Genomic DNA, 15829 nt, shown 5'->3' on the forward strand with positions numbered 1-15829 from the left:
GCTCTCGCATCCGCGAACATCGCGGAACTCGCGGGGAATCACCGTGCAGCGAACTGGGAAATCGTGTGGATCTTGGTCAAAAACTGTGGACAACTCAACGGTTGTGAATATCCCGCTCACCTATACCGGTGACTTCCGGAGAGCAGCGCACCGATTACCCTGCGTAACAGGTATCAAGGGGTGAGGAGCCGCGCCCGAGGGGGCTCACAAGCGAGGGGAAGGCCCGATGGCGATGCCCGAAACGCATCCGGACATGCGACGACCCCCGCCGGGGGGGAGAGCGGGGGTCGTCCCCACGGCCGACTCGGGGGGGGAGGAGTCGGGCCGGGTTAGACACGGTCGCGAACGATCCGTGACTTCCATGGTGTACCCGAGAGCCTTCTCAGGCAAACCCACACGCCTCAGCTTACGCCGAATGGAGGGCCCCTATGCTCGGCGGAGTGGAAAACCACTCCCTGCCTCGGACAGCCGCCTTCTTTGATCTGGACAAGACGGTCATTGCGAAGTCGAGCACGCTCACCTTCAGCAAGTCCTTCTACCAAGGCGGCTTGATCAACAGGCGTGCCGCGTTGCGCACCGCCTATACGCAGTTCGTCTTCCTGGCCGGCGGAGCCGACCACGATCAGATGGAGCGGATGCGCCAGTATCTCTCCGCGCTCTGCCGGGGCTGGAATGTCCAGCAGGTGCGCGAGATCGTCGCCGAAACCCTGCACGAGCTCATCGACCCGATCATTTACGACGAGGCCGCCTCGCTCATCGAGGAGCACCACGCCGCCGGGCGCGACGTGGTCATCGTCAGCACCTCGGGCGCCGAAGTGGTCGAACCGATCGGCGAACTGCTGGGTGCCGACCGCGTCGTCGCCACCCGCATGGTGGTCGAGAACGGAGTCTTCACCGGAGAAATCGAGTACTACGCCTACGGCCCGACCAAGGCGGAGGCGGTCAGGGAACTCGCCGCCTCGGAGGGGTACGACCTGGCCCGCTGCTACGCCTACAGCGACTCCGCGACCGATATCCCGATGCTGGAGGCGGTCGGCCACCCCCATGCCGTCAACCCCGATCGGGCGCTGCGACGCGAGGCGATCGCCCGCGAGTGGCCCGTTCTCTCCTTCAGTCGACCCGTTCGGCTTAAGCAACGCATTTCTTCGCTGTCCATGCCCTCGCGCCCGGCGCTGGTCACGGCCGCCGCGGTCGGTGCTGCCGCCGCCACCGCGGGCCTGCTGTGGCTCGCCAGCCGCCGCCGTGGCACCGCGTCCGCCTTGCCCACATTTGCAGCTAAAAGCAAAGAACTGCGGCTTCGACTTCCGCTTCCGCCGCGACAGGAGTAGAAAGGACTTAACGGCCCGCGAGACCAGGGACATCCGAGAGGAAGCCCTTCACGCACCAAGGCCCCACGGACCGCAGCATGAAAGTCGGGCACCCACGCGACGCCGACCCGTCGATTACGGGCCAGCCGCACCAGGTGGCGGGCGAAGTCCCGGCCTGATGGGCAAATTTCGTGCACGCATGGTAACCCGGCGGACGTGCCAGCGGCGGTACCTGAGCAGTATGGGTACCGCCGCAACCCTTGTCCGCGCGAAGTCGCTCCCCACCGCAATTCCAGGTGGTGTGACGCGGGGCGACTTCAGGCGCGACGACCCACGTCAGGCGGCGCCTCGCTGGAGGGCCTCACACACCGCGGTGCTCTCGCGCACGCCGAGTTCAACGGCGCGGCCGCAGTGCGCGATCCAGGCGGCCACTCCTTCCGGCGTCCCGGACACATAGCCTTCGAGCGCCGCCAGATAGGCCGCCCGTCCCAGTTCCGCGTGACCCACCTCGGCCGGGCAGATCGACTTCGGGTCCAGCCCGCTGCCCACCAGCACGATCCGCTCGGCAGTGCGGGCGACAAGGCCGTTGTACGACCCGAACGGCCGCAGGGCCAGCAGCTCGCCGTGCACCACGGCCGCCGTCACCAGCGCGGGCGCCTCGCTGCCCGCGATCAGGAGCCCGGCCAGCCCTTCGAGCCGCCCCGACACCTCGTCCGCCGCCGGAACCGGCAGTTCGATCAACGGTTCCACCACCGGCTCACCCGGCAGCCGCGGGCGCCCCACCGACTCGTCCGGGCGGTCCCGGCCGGCGGCCACCAGGTGCAGCCGGGCCAGGACCCGCAGCGGCGACTGCCGCCACACGCTCAGCAGCTGGCCGGCCTCCGCGGTCAGCCGCAGGGCCGCGCCCACCGTGCGCGGCTCGCCCTCGCTGCCGAAGTCGGAGCGGCGGCGCACCTCCTCGAGCGCCCAGTCGGCGCCGGAGAGCGCGGCCGAGCCCCGCGCGCCGCGCAGGGCGGCCTCGGAGGTGACCTCATTGCTGCGGCGGCGCATCACCCGGTGGCCGTACACCCGGTCCACCGCCTTGCGTACGGAGTCCACGGAGTCGGCCACCCCCGGGAGGGAGCCCAGAACGGCAAGCGGATCGGCTGTCGTACTCATGGGTACGACACTACGCACTTCGGCTCTACACCCCCCGAAAGAGTGGTCCTCTTCACTCACCGCTCTCACTCAGCGCACCCTCGCACCTACTCTTGGTGAACATGAAGATCGCTTTCGTAGGGAAGGGCGGCAGCGGAAAGACCACGCTGTCCTCCCTGTTCATCCGCCATCTCGCCGCCGCCCAGGCCCCCGTCATCGCCGTGGACGCGGACATCAACCAGCATCTGGGCGCGGCGCTCGGGCTCGACGAGGCGGAGAGCGCCGGGCTGCCCGCGATGGGTGCGCAGCTGCCCTTGATCAAGGACTATCTGCGCGGCACCAACCCGCGCATCGCCTCCGCGGAGACCATGATCAAGACGACCCCGCCGGGAGAGGGCTCCCGGCTGCTGCGCGTCGACGAGGACAATCCGGTCTACGACGCCTGCGCCCGCACCGTCCCCCTGGACGACGACGCGGCCGTTCGGCTGATGGCGACCGGCCCGTTCACCGACTCCGACCTCGGCGTGGCCTGCTACCACTCCAAGGTCGGAGCGGTCGAGCTGTGCCTGAACCACCTCGTCGACGGCCCCGGCGAGTACGTCGTGGTCGACATGACGGCGGGCAGCGACTCCTTCGCGTCCGGGATGTTCACCCGCTTCGACATGACCTTCCTGATCGCCGAACCCACCCGCAAGGGCGTCTCGGTCTACCGCCAGTACAAGGAGTACGCGCGGGACTTCGGCATCGGCCTGAAGGTCGTGGGCAACAAGGTTCACGGCGCCGACGACCTCGACTTCCTGCGTGCCGAGGTCGGCGACGACCTGCTCACCACGGTCGGGCACTCGGACTGGGTGCGCGCCATGGAGAAGGGCCGCCCGCCCCGCTTCGAGTTGCTGGAGGAGGCCAACCGCCAGGCCCTGCGCACCCTGCGCGAGACGGCGGACGGCGCCTACGAGGAGCGCGACTGGCAGCGCTACACCCGCCAGATGGTGCACTTCCACCTCAAGAACGCGGAGAGCTGGGGCAACGCCAAGACCGGCGCCGACCTGGCGGCTCAGGTCGACCCGGCCTTCGTTCTGGACGAGCGGCTCCTGGCCGCCCCTCAGCCCGCCTGACACCGACGGACCCCGCGCCACCTCTCCCAGGGCCCCGCCCAACCGCCGTGTTCACAACTCGGCGCGTTGGGCGGGGCCTTGAACGTTCGGACGGCGCCCTGCCCGGTCGACCGCGTCGCGCCTGCGGCCGGGCCCGGAGCCGGGGCGCTCAGGGCCACAAAGCCGCAGGGCAATACGGGACAAGCGCAGAGAAATACCTATTCACTCGATCGAGCGAAGCCCGCCCGCACCCCTTCGCCATCCCTTTACTCTCCATTACGATTCGTTTACCGAGAGTTGAGAAATGCCCCGCCAACGCAGCCGCTCCCGCCGCTGCCCGCCGTGACCCACGTGCGCGTTCCACGCGCTCGCGCTGCCCGACGAAGACGGGAACGACCATGCACGCTCAGCCGACTCAGACGTATCCACCGTCTTCCGCGCCAGGACAGGACGCACCGCCCGAGCCGGGCGGACGCCCGCGATCGGGCTGGCGGCGGGATCTGTCCGCCTCCTTCGTCGTCTTCCTGATCGCCGTTCCCCTCTCCCTGGGGATCGCGCTCGCCACGGGGGCTCCGCTCCAGGCGGGCCTGATCGCGGCAGCGGTCGGTGGCATCGTCGCCGGCCTGCTGGGCGGCTCCCCACTGCAGGTCAGCGGGGCCGCCACGGGCCTGGTGGTCGTGACGGCCGAGCTGGTGCAGCGTTACGGCTGGCGGGCCACCTGCGCGATCACCGCGCTCGCCGGCCTGGCCCAACTCGCGCTCGGCGCCGCGCGCGTGGCCCGTGCGGCGCTGGCCATCAGCCCGGCGATCATGCACGGGATGCTCGCCGGCATCGGCGTCACCATCGCACTGGGCCAGCTGCATGTCGTCCTGGGCGACAGCCCGAGCCTCTCGGCGCTGGAAAACCTCGGGGCGCTGCCCTCCCAGCTCATGCATCCGCACCCGCCCGCGCTGCTGATCGGCGCGGTCACGGTGGGAGTGCTGCTCGCCTGGCCGCATCTGCCCGGGCAGGCGGGACGTTGGGCACGCCTGCTCCCGGCGCCGTTGGCGGCCGTGGCACTCGCCACGACGGCGAGCCTGGGCATGGAGCTGCCCCGGGTCTCGCTGCCCGACTGGGAGGTGCAGGCGCTGCCCACGCTGCCCGACGGGCCGGTGCTCGGTATCTTCGCGGCCGTTCTGACGGTCACGCTCGTGGCGAGCATGGAGTCCCTGCTGTCCGCCGTCGCGATGGAGCGGCTGCACGCCGAGCGGTCCGACGAGCAGGCGGCCGCCACCACCAAGCTGGACCGAGAGCTCGCCGGGCAGGGCGCGGCGAACGTGGTGTCCGGGCTGCTGGGCGGCCTGCCGATCGCCGGCGGGGCGATCCGCGGCTCCGCCAACATCGCGGCCGGTGCCACGTCCCGCAAGTCCACCGTGCTGCACGGGGTCTGGGTGCTGGTCTGCGCGGGCCTGCTCACGGCCGCGCTCGAGGTGATCCCGCTGGCCGCCTTGGCCGCGCTCGTCATGGCGGTCGGTGTGCGGATGGTGAGCTTCGCCCACATCAAGCACGTCCAGCGGCACCGGGAGTTCCCGATGTACGCCGCCACGCTCGCCTCCGTGGTTCTGCTCGGCGTGCTCCAGGGGGTCGCGGTGGGCGTCGCGGTCGCCGCCCTCCTCTCGCTGCGCCGGCTCACCCACACCCGGATCACCGTCACCGAGGAGCAGGCCTGCCACCGGGTGCGGGTCAATGGACAGCTGACGTTCCTGGCGGTGCCCCGGCTGAGCCGGGCGCTCGGGCAAGTGCCGGACGAGGCGAACGCCGTGGTCGAGCTGGGCGGCTCGTTCATGGACCACGCCGCCTACGACGCGCTGCACTCCTGGTCCAACGCACACCGGGCACGCGGCGGATGGGTCACCCTGCGGGGCCGCCACGGACGCCCGATCGCCGAGCCCGTCAGCACCCACACCTGCCGCCCTTGGACGCCCTGGCGCAACCACCACTGCACCCGGCCGGCCGAGACCGGCGCCGATCCGGTCGGCGGGCGTCAGCTGCTCGGCGGGGTCAGCGCCTTCCAGCGCAACACCGCACCGCTCGTCCGCGACGAGCTGGCACGGCTCGCCCGGGAGGGCCAGCGGCCCAGCCAGCTCTTCCTGACCTGCGCCGACTCCCGGCTGGTCACCAGCATGATCACCTCCAGTGGACCGGGCGACCTGTTCACCGTGCGCAACGTCGGCAATCTGATGCCGCCACCCGACAACGAGGGCGGCTGCGACTCCGTGGCCGCGGCCGTGGAATACGCGGTGGAGGTCCTGAAGGTCGCCAGCATCACCGTGTGCGGACATTCGGGATGCGGTGCCATGCAGGCACTTCTGGACATCGCCGCCTCCCCCGCCGGCCAGGGGCTCGCGCCGGACGGCCTGACGCCGCTCACCCGCTGGCTGCGGCACGGGCGGCCCAGCCTGGCCCGTATGCAGCGGATCGGCCGGCTGGGGCGCGGCGAGGTCGCGCTGGCCGAGCGGCCCGTGGCGGACGACGTCGAGCGGCTGGCGCTCGTCAACGTACTGCAGCAGCTCGACCACCTCATGGCCCACGCCTGCGTCGCCCGGCGGGTGGCCGAAGGCTCGCTCCATCTGCAGGGGATGTACTTCCACGTCGCCGAGGCCCAGGCCTACGTCCTGGACCGTCGCTCGCGGACCTTCACCGCCGTCCGCCCGGAGGTCCTCGACGCGGTGTGACGCCCCGCACGCCCACCCTCCGACGACCTACGGCCCCGGCGCGCCCGGCGGGGCCGCACCACCCCCTCTGACCTCGGCCGACCCATGAAAAGGACAGGTCTAAACCAATAATTGTCCACACCCCTTGTCAGGGTGTGCCCCGGGCTGATGAGCTATGGCACCGGGACGCAACGAGGCCCCTGGGAAAGGGAGATGTCGTGAGCAACGAAAGCCTGGCCAACCTCCTGAAGGAGGAACGCCGCTTCGCACCGCCTGCGGGCCTGGCCGCCGAGGCCAACGTCACCGCGGAGGCGTACGAGCAGGCGAAGGCTGATCGGCTGGGCTTCTGGGCCGCACAGGCCCGCCGCCTGAGCTGGGAGACCGAGCCGACCGAGACCCTGGACTGGTCGAACCCGCCGTTCGCCAAGTGGTTCGCCGACGGCAAGCTCAACGTGGCGTACAACTGCGTCGACCGCCATGTGGAGAACGGCCTGGGCGACCGGGTGGCCCTGCACTTCGAGGGCGAGCCGGGCGACACCCGCTCGATCACCTACGCCGAGCTGCAGCGTGAGGTCTCCCGGGCCGCCAACGCCCTGACCGAGCTGGGCGTTCAGGCCGGCGACCGGGTCGCCATCTACCTGCCGATGATCCCCGAGGCGGTCGTCTCGATGCTGGCCTGCGCCCGCATCGGCGCCCCGCACTCCCTCGTCTTCGGCGGCTTCTCCGCCGACGCCCTCGCCACCCGCATCAACGACGCCGACGCCCGCGTCGTCATCACCGCCGACGGCGGCTACCGGCGCGGCAAGCCCTCCGCGCTCAAGCCGGCCGTCGACGAGGCCCTCACCCGCCCCGGCACCGAGAACGTCCGCAGCGTCCTCGTCGTCCGCCGCACCGGCCAGGAGGACATCGCCTGGACCGAGGGCCGCGACGTGTGGTGGCACGACCTGGTCGAGGGCCAGTCCGACCAGCACACCCCTCAGGCGTTCGACGCCGAGCACCCGCTGTTCATCCTCTACACCTCGGGCACCACGGGTAAGCCGAAGGGCATCCTGCACACCACCGGCGGCTACCTCACCCAGGCCTCGTACACCCACCACGCCGTCTTCGACCTCAAGCCCGAGACGGACGTCTTCTGGTGCACCGCCGACGTCGGCTGGGTCACCGGGCACTCGTACATCGTCTACGGACCGCTGAGCAACGGCGCGACCGAAGTGCTCTACGAGGGCACCCCCGACTCCCCGCACCAGGGCCGCTGGTGGGAGATCGTGCAGAAATACGGCGTCACGATCCTCTACACCGCGCCCACCGCGATCCGGGCCGCCATGAAGTGGGGCGACGACATCCCGGCGAAGTTCGACCTCTCCAGCCTGCGCATCCTGGGCTCGGTCGGCGAGCCCATCAACCCCGAAGCGTGGATCTGGTACCGCAAGCACATCGGCGCCGACGCCACCCCCGTCGTCGACACCTGGTGGCAGACCGAGACCGGCGCCATGATGATCAGCCCGCTGCCGGGCGTGACCGAGACGAAGCCGGGCTCGGCCCAGACTCCGCTGCCCGGCATCGCCGCGACCGTGGTCGACGACGAGGGACACGAGGTGCCCGACGGCCACGGCGGTTATCTCGTGCTGACCGAGCCGTGGCCGTCCATGCTCCGCACCATCTGGGGCGACGACCAGCGCTACCTCGACACCTACTGGTCCCGCTTCGAGGGCCGCTACTTCGCGGGCGACGGCGCCAAGAAGGACGAGGACGGCGACATCTGGCTGCTCGGCCGCGTCGACGACGTCATGCTCGTCTCCGGCCACAACATCTCCACCACCGAGGTCGAGTCCGCGCTCGTCTCGCACCCCAAGGTCGCCGAGGCGGCGGTCGTCGGCGCCAACGACCCGCAGACCACCCAGGCCATCTGCGCCTTCGTCATCCTGCGCGGCAATGTGAACAGCGAGGAGGAGGGCCTGGTCGAGGAGCTGCGGGCCCACGTGGCCAAGCAGCTCGGCCCGATCGCCAAGCCCAAGCGGATCCTGCCGGTCGCCGAACTGCCCAAGACCCGCTCCGGCAAGATCATGCGCCGGCTCCTGCGCGACGTGGCCGAGAACCGCACCCTCGGGGACGTCACGACCCTCACCGACTCCTCGGTCATGGACCTCATCCAGACCCAGCTCCCGGCCTCCTCCAGCGAGGACTGACCGCTCCACGGCAGGCCCGCTGGGGTGGCTGCCGGTGAAGGGCACCCGGCTCCCGCCGGGTGCCCTTCACTCTTTCCGGCTACAGTAAGTACCCGTCGCGTAAAGATCGCGACAAGAATCAAGGGCGCGCCGGGAAGTCTGGTCGGCACACAGGACACGTGTACGCACGTGCACGCAGTCGACAGTCGAGCCCAGGAGGTCCACCACCGTGGCCGCGCCCAAGAACCGCCGTTCCGTCTTCCTCGGCAGACTTCCGCTGCCCGAGCGGAACTACCTCGCGGACGCGCTGCGTACCGAGACCGTCGGCGGCGTACTCCTGCTCGTCGCGGCCGTGGCCGCGCTGCTGTGGGCCAACACCCCGATCCGCGAGAGCTACGAGACCGTCCGCTCCTTCCACATCGGCCCCTCCGGCCTCGGCCTGAACCTCTCCCTCCAGCACTGGGCGGCCGACGGACTGCTCGCCGTCTTCTTCTTCGTCGCCGGCATCGAGCTCAAGCGCGAGCTCGTGGCGGGCGAGCTGCGCGATCCCAAGGCCGCGATCCTCCCCGTCGTCGCCGCGGTCTGCGGCATGGCCGTCCCCGCGCTCGTCTACTTCACCGTCGCCTCCGCCGGCCACGGTTCGCTCGCCGGCTGGGCCGTGCCCACCGCCACCGACATCGCCTTCGCGCTCGCCGTGCTCGCCGTCATCGGCACGTCCCTGCCGTCCGCGCTGCGCGCGTTCCTGCTGACGCTGGCGGTCGTCGACGACCTCTTCGCGATCCTGATCATCGCGATCTTCTTCACCTCCACCCTGAACTTCGCCGCCCTCGGCTTCGCCGTGCTGGGCCTCGCGGTCTTCTGGCTGCTGCTGCGCAAGGGCGTGCGCGGGTGGTACGTCTACGTACCGCTGGCCTTCGTCAACTGGGCGCTGATGTACAACAGCGGCGTCCACGCGACCATCGCCGGCGTCGCCATGGGCCTGATGCTGCGCTGCACCCGCCGCGACGACGAGAAGTCCTCCCCCGGCGAGCACATCGAGCACCTCGTCCGCCCCCTGTCGGCGGGGCTGGCGGTTCCCCTGTTCGCGCTCTTCTCGGCCGGTGTGGCGCTCTCCGGAGGGGCGCTGTCGGACGTCTTCAGCAGGCCCGAGACGCTCGGCGTCGTCCTCGGCCTCGTGCTGGGCAAGGCGATCGGCGTCTTCGGCGGTACGTGGCTGGCGGCCCGCTTCACCCGGGCGGAGCTCAATCCGGACCTCAAATGGCCCGACGTCCTGGCCGTCGCCTCGCTGGCCGGCATCGGCTTCACCGTGTCCCTGCTGATCGGTGAGCTCGCGTTCGCCGACGACGCGGTGCTCGTCGGCGAGATCAAGGCCGCCGTCCTGGTCGGCTCGCTGATCGCGGCGATCCTGGCGAGCACCCTCCTCAAGCTCCGCGACAACAAGTACAAGAAGCTCTGCGAGGAGGAGGACCGGGACGACGACGAGGACGGCATCCCGGACGTCTACGAACAGGACAACCCCGACTACCACCTGCGTATGGCCGCCAGGTACGAAGCGAAGGCAGCCGCACACCGCAAATTGGCGGAAGTCGCCTCGGAGCGCACCACCCAGGGCGACGGTCCGGCATGATCTGAGAGTCTTTACCCCTGCGGTACCGCCCCCGGAGAGCGGGAAAACCGGGCGACCGGACCCCGGAGGGGAGCGTTCCGCGGACGACGAAGCTGATGACGATGAGGGAGCAGGCGATGAGCGCAGCCGACGACGGCGCGAACCGCAGCCTCGGCCAGCTGGTGGCGACGGCCACCACGGAGCTGTCCGCGCTGGTGCACGACGAGATCGCGCTGGCCAAGGCCGAGCTGCGACAGGACGCCCGGCGGCTGGGCATCGGCGGCGGCGCCATCGCCGCCGCGGGTGTCCTGGCACTCTTCTCCCTGCCCGTCCTGAGCTTCGCGGCGGCGTACGGCATCCACAACCTCGGCCTCGGCCTCGCCTGGTCGTTCCTGATCACCGGCGCCGCGTTCCTGCTGCTCGCGGCGGTGCTCGGCCTGCTGGCGGTCGCCAAGTTCAAGAAGATCTCGAAGCCCGAGAAGAGCATCGCGTCGGCGAAGGAGACGGCGGCCGTGCTGGGCACCGTCAAGCCGCACCCCCGGCCGGTGGCCGACACGAGCCCCGTCGACGCATCTGTGACACGCTCGTCCGTATGACGGTGCCCGATACCCCCGAAGCGCCCGCGTCCCCCGAGCCCGGCAAGCCCGTGAGCGGGAAGGCACCGGCCGCGCCGGCCGGCCCGTCGGGCGCCTCGCCCGCCGCGGTCGTACGGCCGGACGGCCCCTGGACCCACCGGGAGGTCGCGGCGAACGGGGCTCGGTTCCACATCGCCGAGATGGGCGAGGGACCGCTGGTGCTGCTGTTGCACGGCTTCCCGCAGTTCTGGTGGACGTGGCGGCATCAGCTGCCGGCGCTCGCCGACGCGGGCTTCCGTGCGGTGGCGATGGACCTGCGCGGCGTCGGCGGCAGCGACCGTACGCCCCGGGGCTACGACCCGGCGAACCTCGCCCTCGACATCACCGGCGTCATCCGCTCCCTCGGCGAGCCGGACGCCGCGCTGGTCGGCCACGACCTGGGCGGCTACCTCGCCTGGACGGCGGCCGTCATGCGGCCCAAGCTGGTGCGCCGGCTCGCCGTGTCCTCGATGCCCCACCCGCGCCGCTGGCGCTCGGCGATGCTCGCCGACCTCAAACAGAGCGCCGCGGGCTCGCACATCTGGGGCTTCCAGCGTCCATGGCTGCCCGAGCGGCGGCTGGTCGCGGACGACGCGGCGCTGGTGGGCCGGCTGATCCGGGACTGGTCCGGGCCCCGGCTGCCCGACGACGAGGACGTGGACGTCTACCGGCAGGCCATGTCGATCCCCTCCACGGCGCACTGCTCCATCGAGCCGTACCGCTGGATGGTGCGCTCGCTGGCCCGCCCCGACGGCATCCAGTTCAACCGCCGCATGAAGCGGCCGGTCCGCGTGCCGACGCTGCACCTGCATGGTTCGCTCGATCCGGTGATGCGCACGCGCAGCGCCGCGGGCTCCGGGGAGTACGTGGAAGCGCCCTACCGCTGGCGGCTCTTCGACGGCCTGGGGCACTTCCCGCACGAGGAGGACCCGGCGGCGTTCTCGGCGGAGCTCATCGGCTGGCTCAAGGATCCCGAGCCGGACCGCTAGGAGTCACGGGCGCGGAAGGGAACGTCCGTTCACCCGAACGGCCAATTGCCGCGCGCATAGGCCAATTGCCGGACCCATAGGCGATTACCGACCTTTGGGCCCGGGCAGAGCTTTTGGTATGGGCTGGACGCACGACTACCGTGACGTGACCGACGTGACTCAGGAGCACGGCACCGAGGGTGATGCCGCGCTTGCCGTGACGGAGGCACCCGAGTGGGGCGAACACCGGCCGGGGGCCGGACCCGACCCCCGTATCGGCATTCCCCGGATCATCCGGCGCCGCGCCCGCTGGGTGTCGGCGCGGCTGCGGCATCCCCGTAGCCGCTGACCGCCCCCGCCCCACACCCCGCATCGAACGCCCGTACGCACCCGGGATGCCGTCCGTACGGCCGCCTGAGCCCCGCAGGGTGGGTCAGAGCGCGCACTCCTGGGTGTCCGCCCTGCCCGAGGCCGTACGGCCGTTCGTGGCGTCCTCACGCACCTCGTCGGCCGTCAGGGCGTACCCCGTCTCGGCGTCGTCGAGGGACTTGGCGAAGACCACTCCGTAGACCTTGCCGTCGGGGGTGAGCAGGGGCCCGCCGGAGTTGCCCTGCCGCACGGTGGCGTAGAGGGAGTAGACGTCGCGCCGGACGTTGCCGCGGTGGTAGATGTCCGGCCCGTTGGCCTGGACGCGGCTGCGGACGCGGGCGGCGCGCACGTCGTACGAACCGTTCTCGGGGAAGCCGGCGACGATGGCGCTCTTGCCGGTCTCCGCGTCGTCCCCCGCGAACCGCAGCACGGGGGCGTCGAGCGACGGCACGTCGAGGACGGCGATGTCGCGCTTCCAGTCGTAGAGCACGACCTTGGCGTCGTGGAGCCGGCCCTGGCCGCCGATCTGCACGGTGGGCTCGTCCACGCCGCCGACGACGTGGGCGTTGGTCATCACCCGGTGGGGGGCGAAGACGAAGCCGGTGCCTTCCAGCACCTTGCCGCAGCTGGGGGCGTTGCCGACGACCTTGACGATGCTGCGCTGGGCGGCCACGGCGACCGGGCTGCCCGCGAGCTCGGGGTCGGGGGCGGGCACGGAGGTGATGGGCTCGGTGGAGAAGGGCGCGAAGACCTGCGGGAAGCCGTTCTGCGCGAGGATCGTGCTGAAGTCCGCGAACCAGGTGTTGGCCTGTGCCGGGACCACCCGGGCGACGCCGAGCAGCACCTTGGAGCTGCGGACCTCCTTGCCCAGCGTCGGCAGCGTCGTCCCGGCGAGGGCGGAGCCGATCAGCCAGGCGACCAGCAGCATCGCCACGACGTTGACGAGCGCGCCGCCCGTGGCGTCCAGCGCCCGCGCCGGGGACCACGTGATGTGGCGGCGCAGCTTGTTGCCGAGGTGGGTGGTGGCGGCCTGGCCCACGGAGGCGCACAGGATGATGATGGCGACGGCCGCGATGGCCGCGACCGTGCCCGGCTCGGCGTCGTCGGTGGCGCTGTCCCAGATCACGGGCAGTGCGTAGAGCGCAGCGAGGCCGCCGCCGAGAAAACCGATCACCGAGAGCACGCCGACGACGAAGCCCTGGCGATAGCCGACGACCGCGAACCACACGGCGGCGATCAGCAGCACGATGTCCAGCACGTTCACCGAAAGATGCCTCGCATTGCAGTTGTCGTGGCCAGCGGGGGCCACCGTCTCATGCCCGTCAGGAGCGCCAGTCCAGCGGGACCTCCCGCTCGCGGTCCCAGGGCCGCTCCCATCCGGCGTAGTGCAGGATCCGGTCGATTACCCCGGCGGTGAATCCCCACACCAGCGCCGGGCCGACCCGGAACGCCGGACCCCGGTGACCGCTGGGGTGGACGGCCATGGCGCGGTTCTCGGCAGCGGTCAGCTCCGTGACGGGGACGGTGAACACCCGGGCCGTCTCCTGCGGGGAGACCGGCGAGACGGGGCTGGGCTTGCGCCACCAGCCGAGCACGGGCGTTACGACGAAGCTGCTCACGGGGATGTAGAGCCGGGGCAGCACGCCGAAGACCTGGACGCCGGACGGGTCGAGCCCGGTCTCCTCCTCGGCCTCGCGCAGCGCGGCCCGCACCGGGCCGCCGTCCTCCGGATCGCCGTCCTCCGGGTCGAGGGCGCCGCCGGGGAAGGACGGCTGGCCGGCGTGCGAGCGCAACGTTCCGGCGCGCTCCAGGAGCAGCAGCTCGGGGCCCTGCTCGCCCTCGCCGAAGAGGACGAGCACGGCGGACTGGCGGCCGCCGGTCTCCGGCGGGAGGAAGCGGCTGAGCTGGTGCGGCTCGATGGTCAGGGCGGCGCGCGCCACCGGCTCGAGCCACTCGGGCAGCCCCTCGGCGCTGACCGTGATCTCTTTCATCTCTTCGCCGTACGTGCCGGCCATGTGCTTCTCCCGGTCTTCCTCGGCGTCGGTGCGGCTCTCGTCGGGCGTGCGCTCGCTCACTCGGCTCCCAGTGGGCTCGCGGGCAGGCCCGGATAGTCCGGCGGGGGCTTCAGCCGCTGGCCGGGCCGGCCACCCATCTCGTACTTGAGCAGCTTCTTGGCCTTCTCCGGGTCCGTCTCGCCCTCTCCGTAGGACGGGCAGAGCGGGGCGATGGGGCACGCGCCGCAGGCGGGCCTGCGGGAGTGGCAGACCCGGCGGCCGTGGAAGATCACGCGGTGCGAGAGCATCGTCCACTCGCTCTTGGGGAACAGGGCACAGACGTCGGCCTCGATCTTCTCCGCGTCCTCCGCCTGGGTCCACTTCCAGCGCCGCACGAGACGGCCGAAGTGGGTGTCGACGGTGATCCCCGGGACGCCGAAGGCGTTGCCCAGCACGACGTTGGCGGTCTTCCGGCCGACGCCCGGAAGAGTGACCAGGTCTTCTATGCGCCCCGGCACCTCACCGTCGAAGCGGTCGCGCAGGGCGGCGGACAGACCGATCAGGGACCTGGTCTTGGCCCGGAAGAAGCCGGTCGGCCGGATCAGCTGCTCCAGCGTCTCGGGGTCGGCCGCCGCCATGTCCTCCGGGGTGGGGTAGGCCTCGAAGAGGGCGGGGGTGGTCTGGTTGACGCGCAGGTCGGTGGTCTGGGCGGAGAGGACCGTGGCGACCAGGAGCTGGAAGGGGTTCTCGAAGTCCAGCTCGGGGTGGGCGTAGTGGTAGACCTCGGCGAGCTCGCGGTTGATCCGGCGCGCCCGGCGGACGAGCGCGGTCCGCGACTCGGACTTCGCGGCTGCGACCCCGGCGGCGGCCCCCGCCCCGGCCGAGGATTCTTTCCTATTTGCCGCTTTTGCCTTCTTCGCTGGGGGGCGTTCGCCCACAGCGGAATTACGGGCCGACGTCACCCTCCCAGCCCCCTTGCCCTGTGCTCTCACCGGCGTATTGGACACCCGGCCAGACTAAAGCCCAGCACTGACATCCGCCCCGGCCGCAGGAAAACCACAGCCCAATCGGACCCCTGCCGTAGGGCTTCGGGCGACGATGCGCCACACTTGTGTTTGATCACACAGTTTTACCGACGGGCATCATGGGGACCACGGTCCTCTGTGCATGTCGACAAGGAGAGAACTCGTGGACGACGTTCTGCGGCGCGCCCCGCTTTTCGCGGCGCTCGATGACGAGCAGGCCGCTGAGCTGCGCGCCTCCATGGGCGAGGTCACCCTCGCAAGGGGCGACGCCCTGTTCCACGAAGGCGACCCGGGCGACCGCCTCTACGTGGTGACCGAGGGCAAGGTGAAGCTCCACCGCACCTCCCCCGACGGCCGCGAGAACATGCTGGCGGTCCTGGGCCCCGGCGAGCTCATCGGCGAGCTGTCCCTCTTCGACCCGGGACCGCGCACCGCCACCGCGACCGCGCTCACCGAGGTCAAGCTGCTCGGCCTCGGCCACGGCGACCTCCAGCCCTGGCTCAACGCCCGCCCGGAGGTGGCCACCGCCCTGCTGCGCGCCGTCGCACGCCGGCTGCGCCGCACCAACGACTCGATGTCGGACCTCGTCTTCTCGGACGTTCCCGGCCGTGTCGCCAAGGCCCTGCTGGACCTGTCGCGCCGCTTCGGCGTGCAGTCCGAAGAGGGCATCCACGTCGTGCACGACCTCACCCAGGAGGAGCTGGCCCAGCTGGTCGGCGCCTCCCGCGAGACGGTCAACAAGGCGCTGGCGGACTTCGCCGGCCGCGGCTGGCTCCGCCTGGAGGCCCGCGCGGTCATCCTGCTGGACGTCGAGCGGCTGGCCAAGCGCTCCCGCTGACGCGCACGCACCGCACACG

Annotated in this window: 13 protein-coding genes; 9 read left to right on the forward strand and 4 right to left on the reverse strand. The window is 71.1% G+C overall.

Going from position 1 to position 15829, the window contains the following annotated elements; genetic code table 11:
* Positions 1-428 precede the first annotated feature (428 nt).
* Positions 429-1328, forward strand: a complete 900-nt coding sequence (locus AB0G59_RS17080; RefSeq protein WP_360912310.1) for an HAD family hydrolase — start codon at positions 429-431, stop codon at positions 1326-1328.
* Between the two features lie 315 nt (positions 1329-1643).
* Here AB0G59_RS17080 and AB0G59_RS17085 read toward each other — a convergent pair whose 3' ends face one another.
* The gene (locus AB0G59_RS17085) at positions 1644-2465 is read right to left on the reverse strand and encodes an oxidoreductase (protein ID WP_360912313.1); all 822 of its coding nucleotides are present in this window, start codon (positions 2463-2465) and stop codon (positions 1644-1646) included.
* A gap of 101 nt (positions 2466-2566) precedes the next feature.
* Between AB0G59_RS17085 and AB0G59_RS17090 the strand changes: the two genes are divergently transcribed.
* The 7 genes from AB0G59_RS17090 (at position 2567) to AB0G59_RS17120 (ending at position 11933) form a co-directional block, all read left to right on the forward strand.
* Positions 2567-3559, forward strand: coding sequence for an ATP-binding protein (locus AB0G59_RS17090; protein ID WP_360912315.1), 993 nt, complete (start codon positions 2567-2569; stop codon positions 3557-3559).
* A 377-nt stretch (positions 3560-3936) separates the two neighbouring features.
* Positions 3937-6252, forward strand: a complete 2316-nt coding sequence (locus AB0G59_RS17095; RefSeq protein ID WP_360912318.1) for a SulP family inorganic anion transporter — start codon at positions 3937-3939, stop codon at positions 6250-6252.
* Between the two features lie 197 nt (positions 6253-6449).
* A complete protein-coding gene (acs, locus tag AB0G59_RS17100) occupies positions 6450-8417 on the forward strand; it encodes an acetate--CoA ligase (RefSeq protein ID WP_360912321.1) in 1968 nt (655 codons plus the stop codon).
* 208 nt (positions 8418-8625) lie between these two features.
* On the forward strand, positions 8626-10023 hold the full coding sequence (gene nhaA / locus AB0G59_RS17105) for a Na+/H+ antiporter NhaA (protein WP_360912324.1): 1398 nt from the start codon (positions 8626-8628) through the stop codon (positions 10021-10023).
* A 116-nt stretch (positions 10024-10139) separates the two neighbouring features.
* Entirely contained in the window at positions 10140-10598 is a 459-nt protein-coding gene (locus AB0G59_RS17110; protein WP_360912327.1) for a phage holin family protein, read from the forward strand.
* The gene (locus AB0G59_RS17115) at positions 10595-11605 is read left to right on the forward strand and encodes an alpha/beta hydrolase (protein ID WP_360912329.1); all 1011 of its coding nucleotides are present in this window, start codon (positions 10595-10597) and stop codon (positions 11603-11605) included. Before AB0G59_RS17110 ends, AB0G59_RS17115 begins: the two co-directional genes overlap by 4 nt.
* A gap of 118 nt (positions 11606-11723) precedes the next feature.
* Positions 11724-11933 (forward strand): hypothetical protein, encoded by a 210-nt coding sequence (locus AB0G59_RS17120; RefSeq protein ID WP_071963871.1) that lies wholly within the window; start codon positions 11724-11726, stop codon positions 11931-11933.
* Between the two features lie 84 nt (positions 11934-12017).
* Here the strand turns inward: AB0G59_RS17120 and AB0G59_RS17125 are convergent, their stop codons facing one another.
* Genes AB0G59_RS17125 through nth form a run of 3 tightly spaced genes read right to left on the reverse strand, consistent with a single transcriptional unit; the run spans position 12018 to position 14909 of the window.
* Positions 12018-13217, reverse strand: coding sequence for a MarP family serine protease (locus AB0G59_RS17125; protein WP_071963872.1), 1200 nt, complete (start codon positions 13215-13217; stop codon positions 12018-12020).
* A gap of 58 nt (positions 13218-13275) precedes the next feature.
* Positions 13276-13968 carry a CoA pyrophosphatase gene (locus tag AB0G59_RS17130; RefSeq protein ID WP_071963927.1) on the reverse strand — a complete coding sequence of 231 codons (693 nt, stop codon included), beginning with the start codon at positions 13966-13968 and terminating at the stop codon, positions 13276-13278.
* 56 nt (positions 13969-14024) lie between these two features.
* On the reverse strand, positions 14025-14909 hold the full coding sequence (nth, locus tag AB0G59_RS17135; protein ID WP_360912333.1) for an endonuclease III: 885 nt from the start codon (positions 14907-14909) through the stop codon (positions 14025-14027).
* A 226-nt stretch (positions 14910-15135) separates the two neighbouring features.
* On the opposite strand from nth, the gene AB0G59_RS17140 reads away from it, so the two are divergent.
* Positions 15136-15810: a Crp/Fnr family transcriptional regulator gene (locus AB0G59_RS17140; protein WP_004939715.1), complete on the forward strand. Its 675-nt coding sequence runs from the start codon at positions 15136-15138 to the stop codon at positions 15808-15810.
* Positions 15811-15829 lie beyond the last annotated feature (19 nt).

Source organism: Streptomyces sp. NPDC021096, from assembly GCF_040641275.1.
Lineage (GTDB): Bacteria > Actinomycetota > Actinomycetes > Streptomycetales > Streptomycetaceae > Streptomyces.

Bases quoted from the DNA above. Each gene is read 5' to 3' on its own strand.
- AB0G59_RS17110 (WP_360912327.1), top strand. From the start codon at position 10,140: ATGAGCGCAGCCGACGACGGCGCGAACCGCAGCCTCGGCCAGCTGGTG.
- AB0G59_RS17085 (WP_360912313.1), bottom strand. From the start codon at position 2,465: ATGAGTACGACAGCCGATCCGCTTGCCGTTCTGGGCTCCCTCCCGGGG.
- AB0G59_RS17130 (WP_071963927.1), bottom strand. From the start codon at position 13,968: ATGGCCGGCACGTACGGCGAAGAGATGAAAGAGATCACGGTCAGCGCC.
- AB0G59_RS17080 (WP_360912310.1), top strand. From the start codon at position 429: ATGCTCGGCGGAGTGGAAAACCACTCCCTGCCTCGGACAGCCGCCTTC.
- AB0G59_RS17090 (WP_360912315.1), top strand. From the start codon at position 2,567: ATGAAGATCGCTTTCGTAGGGAAGGGCGGCAGCGGAAAGACCACGCTG.
- AB0G59_RS17095 (WP_360912318.1), top strand. From the start codon at position 3,937: ATGCACGCTCAGCCGACTCAGACGTATCCACCGTCTTCCGCGCCAGGA.
- AB0G59_RS17120 (WP_071963871.1), top strand. From the start codon at position 11,724: ATGGGCTGGACGCACGACTACCGTGACGTGACCGACGTGACTCAGGAG.
- AB0G59_RS17115 (WP_360912329.1), top strand. From the start codon at position 10,595: ATGACGGTGCCCGATACCCCCGAAGCGCCCGCGTCCCCCGAGCCCGGC.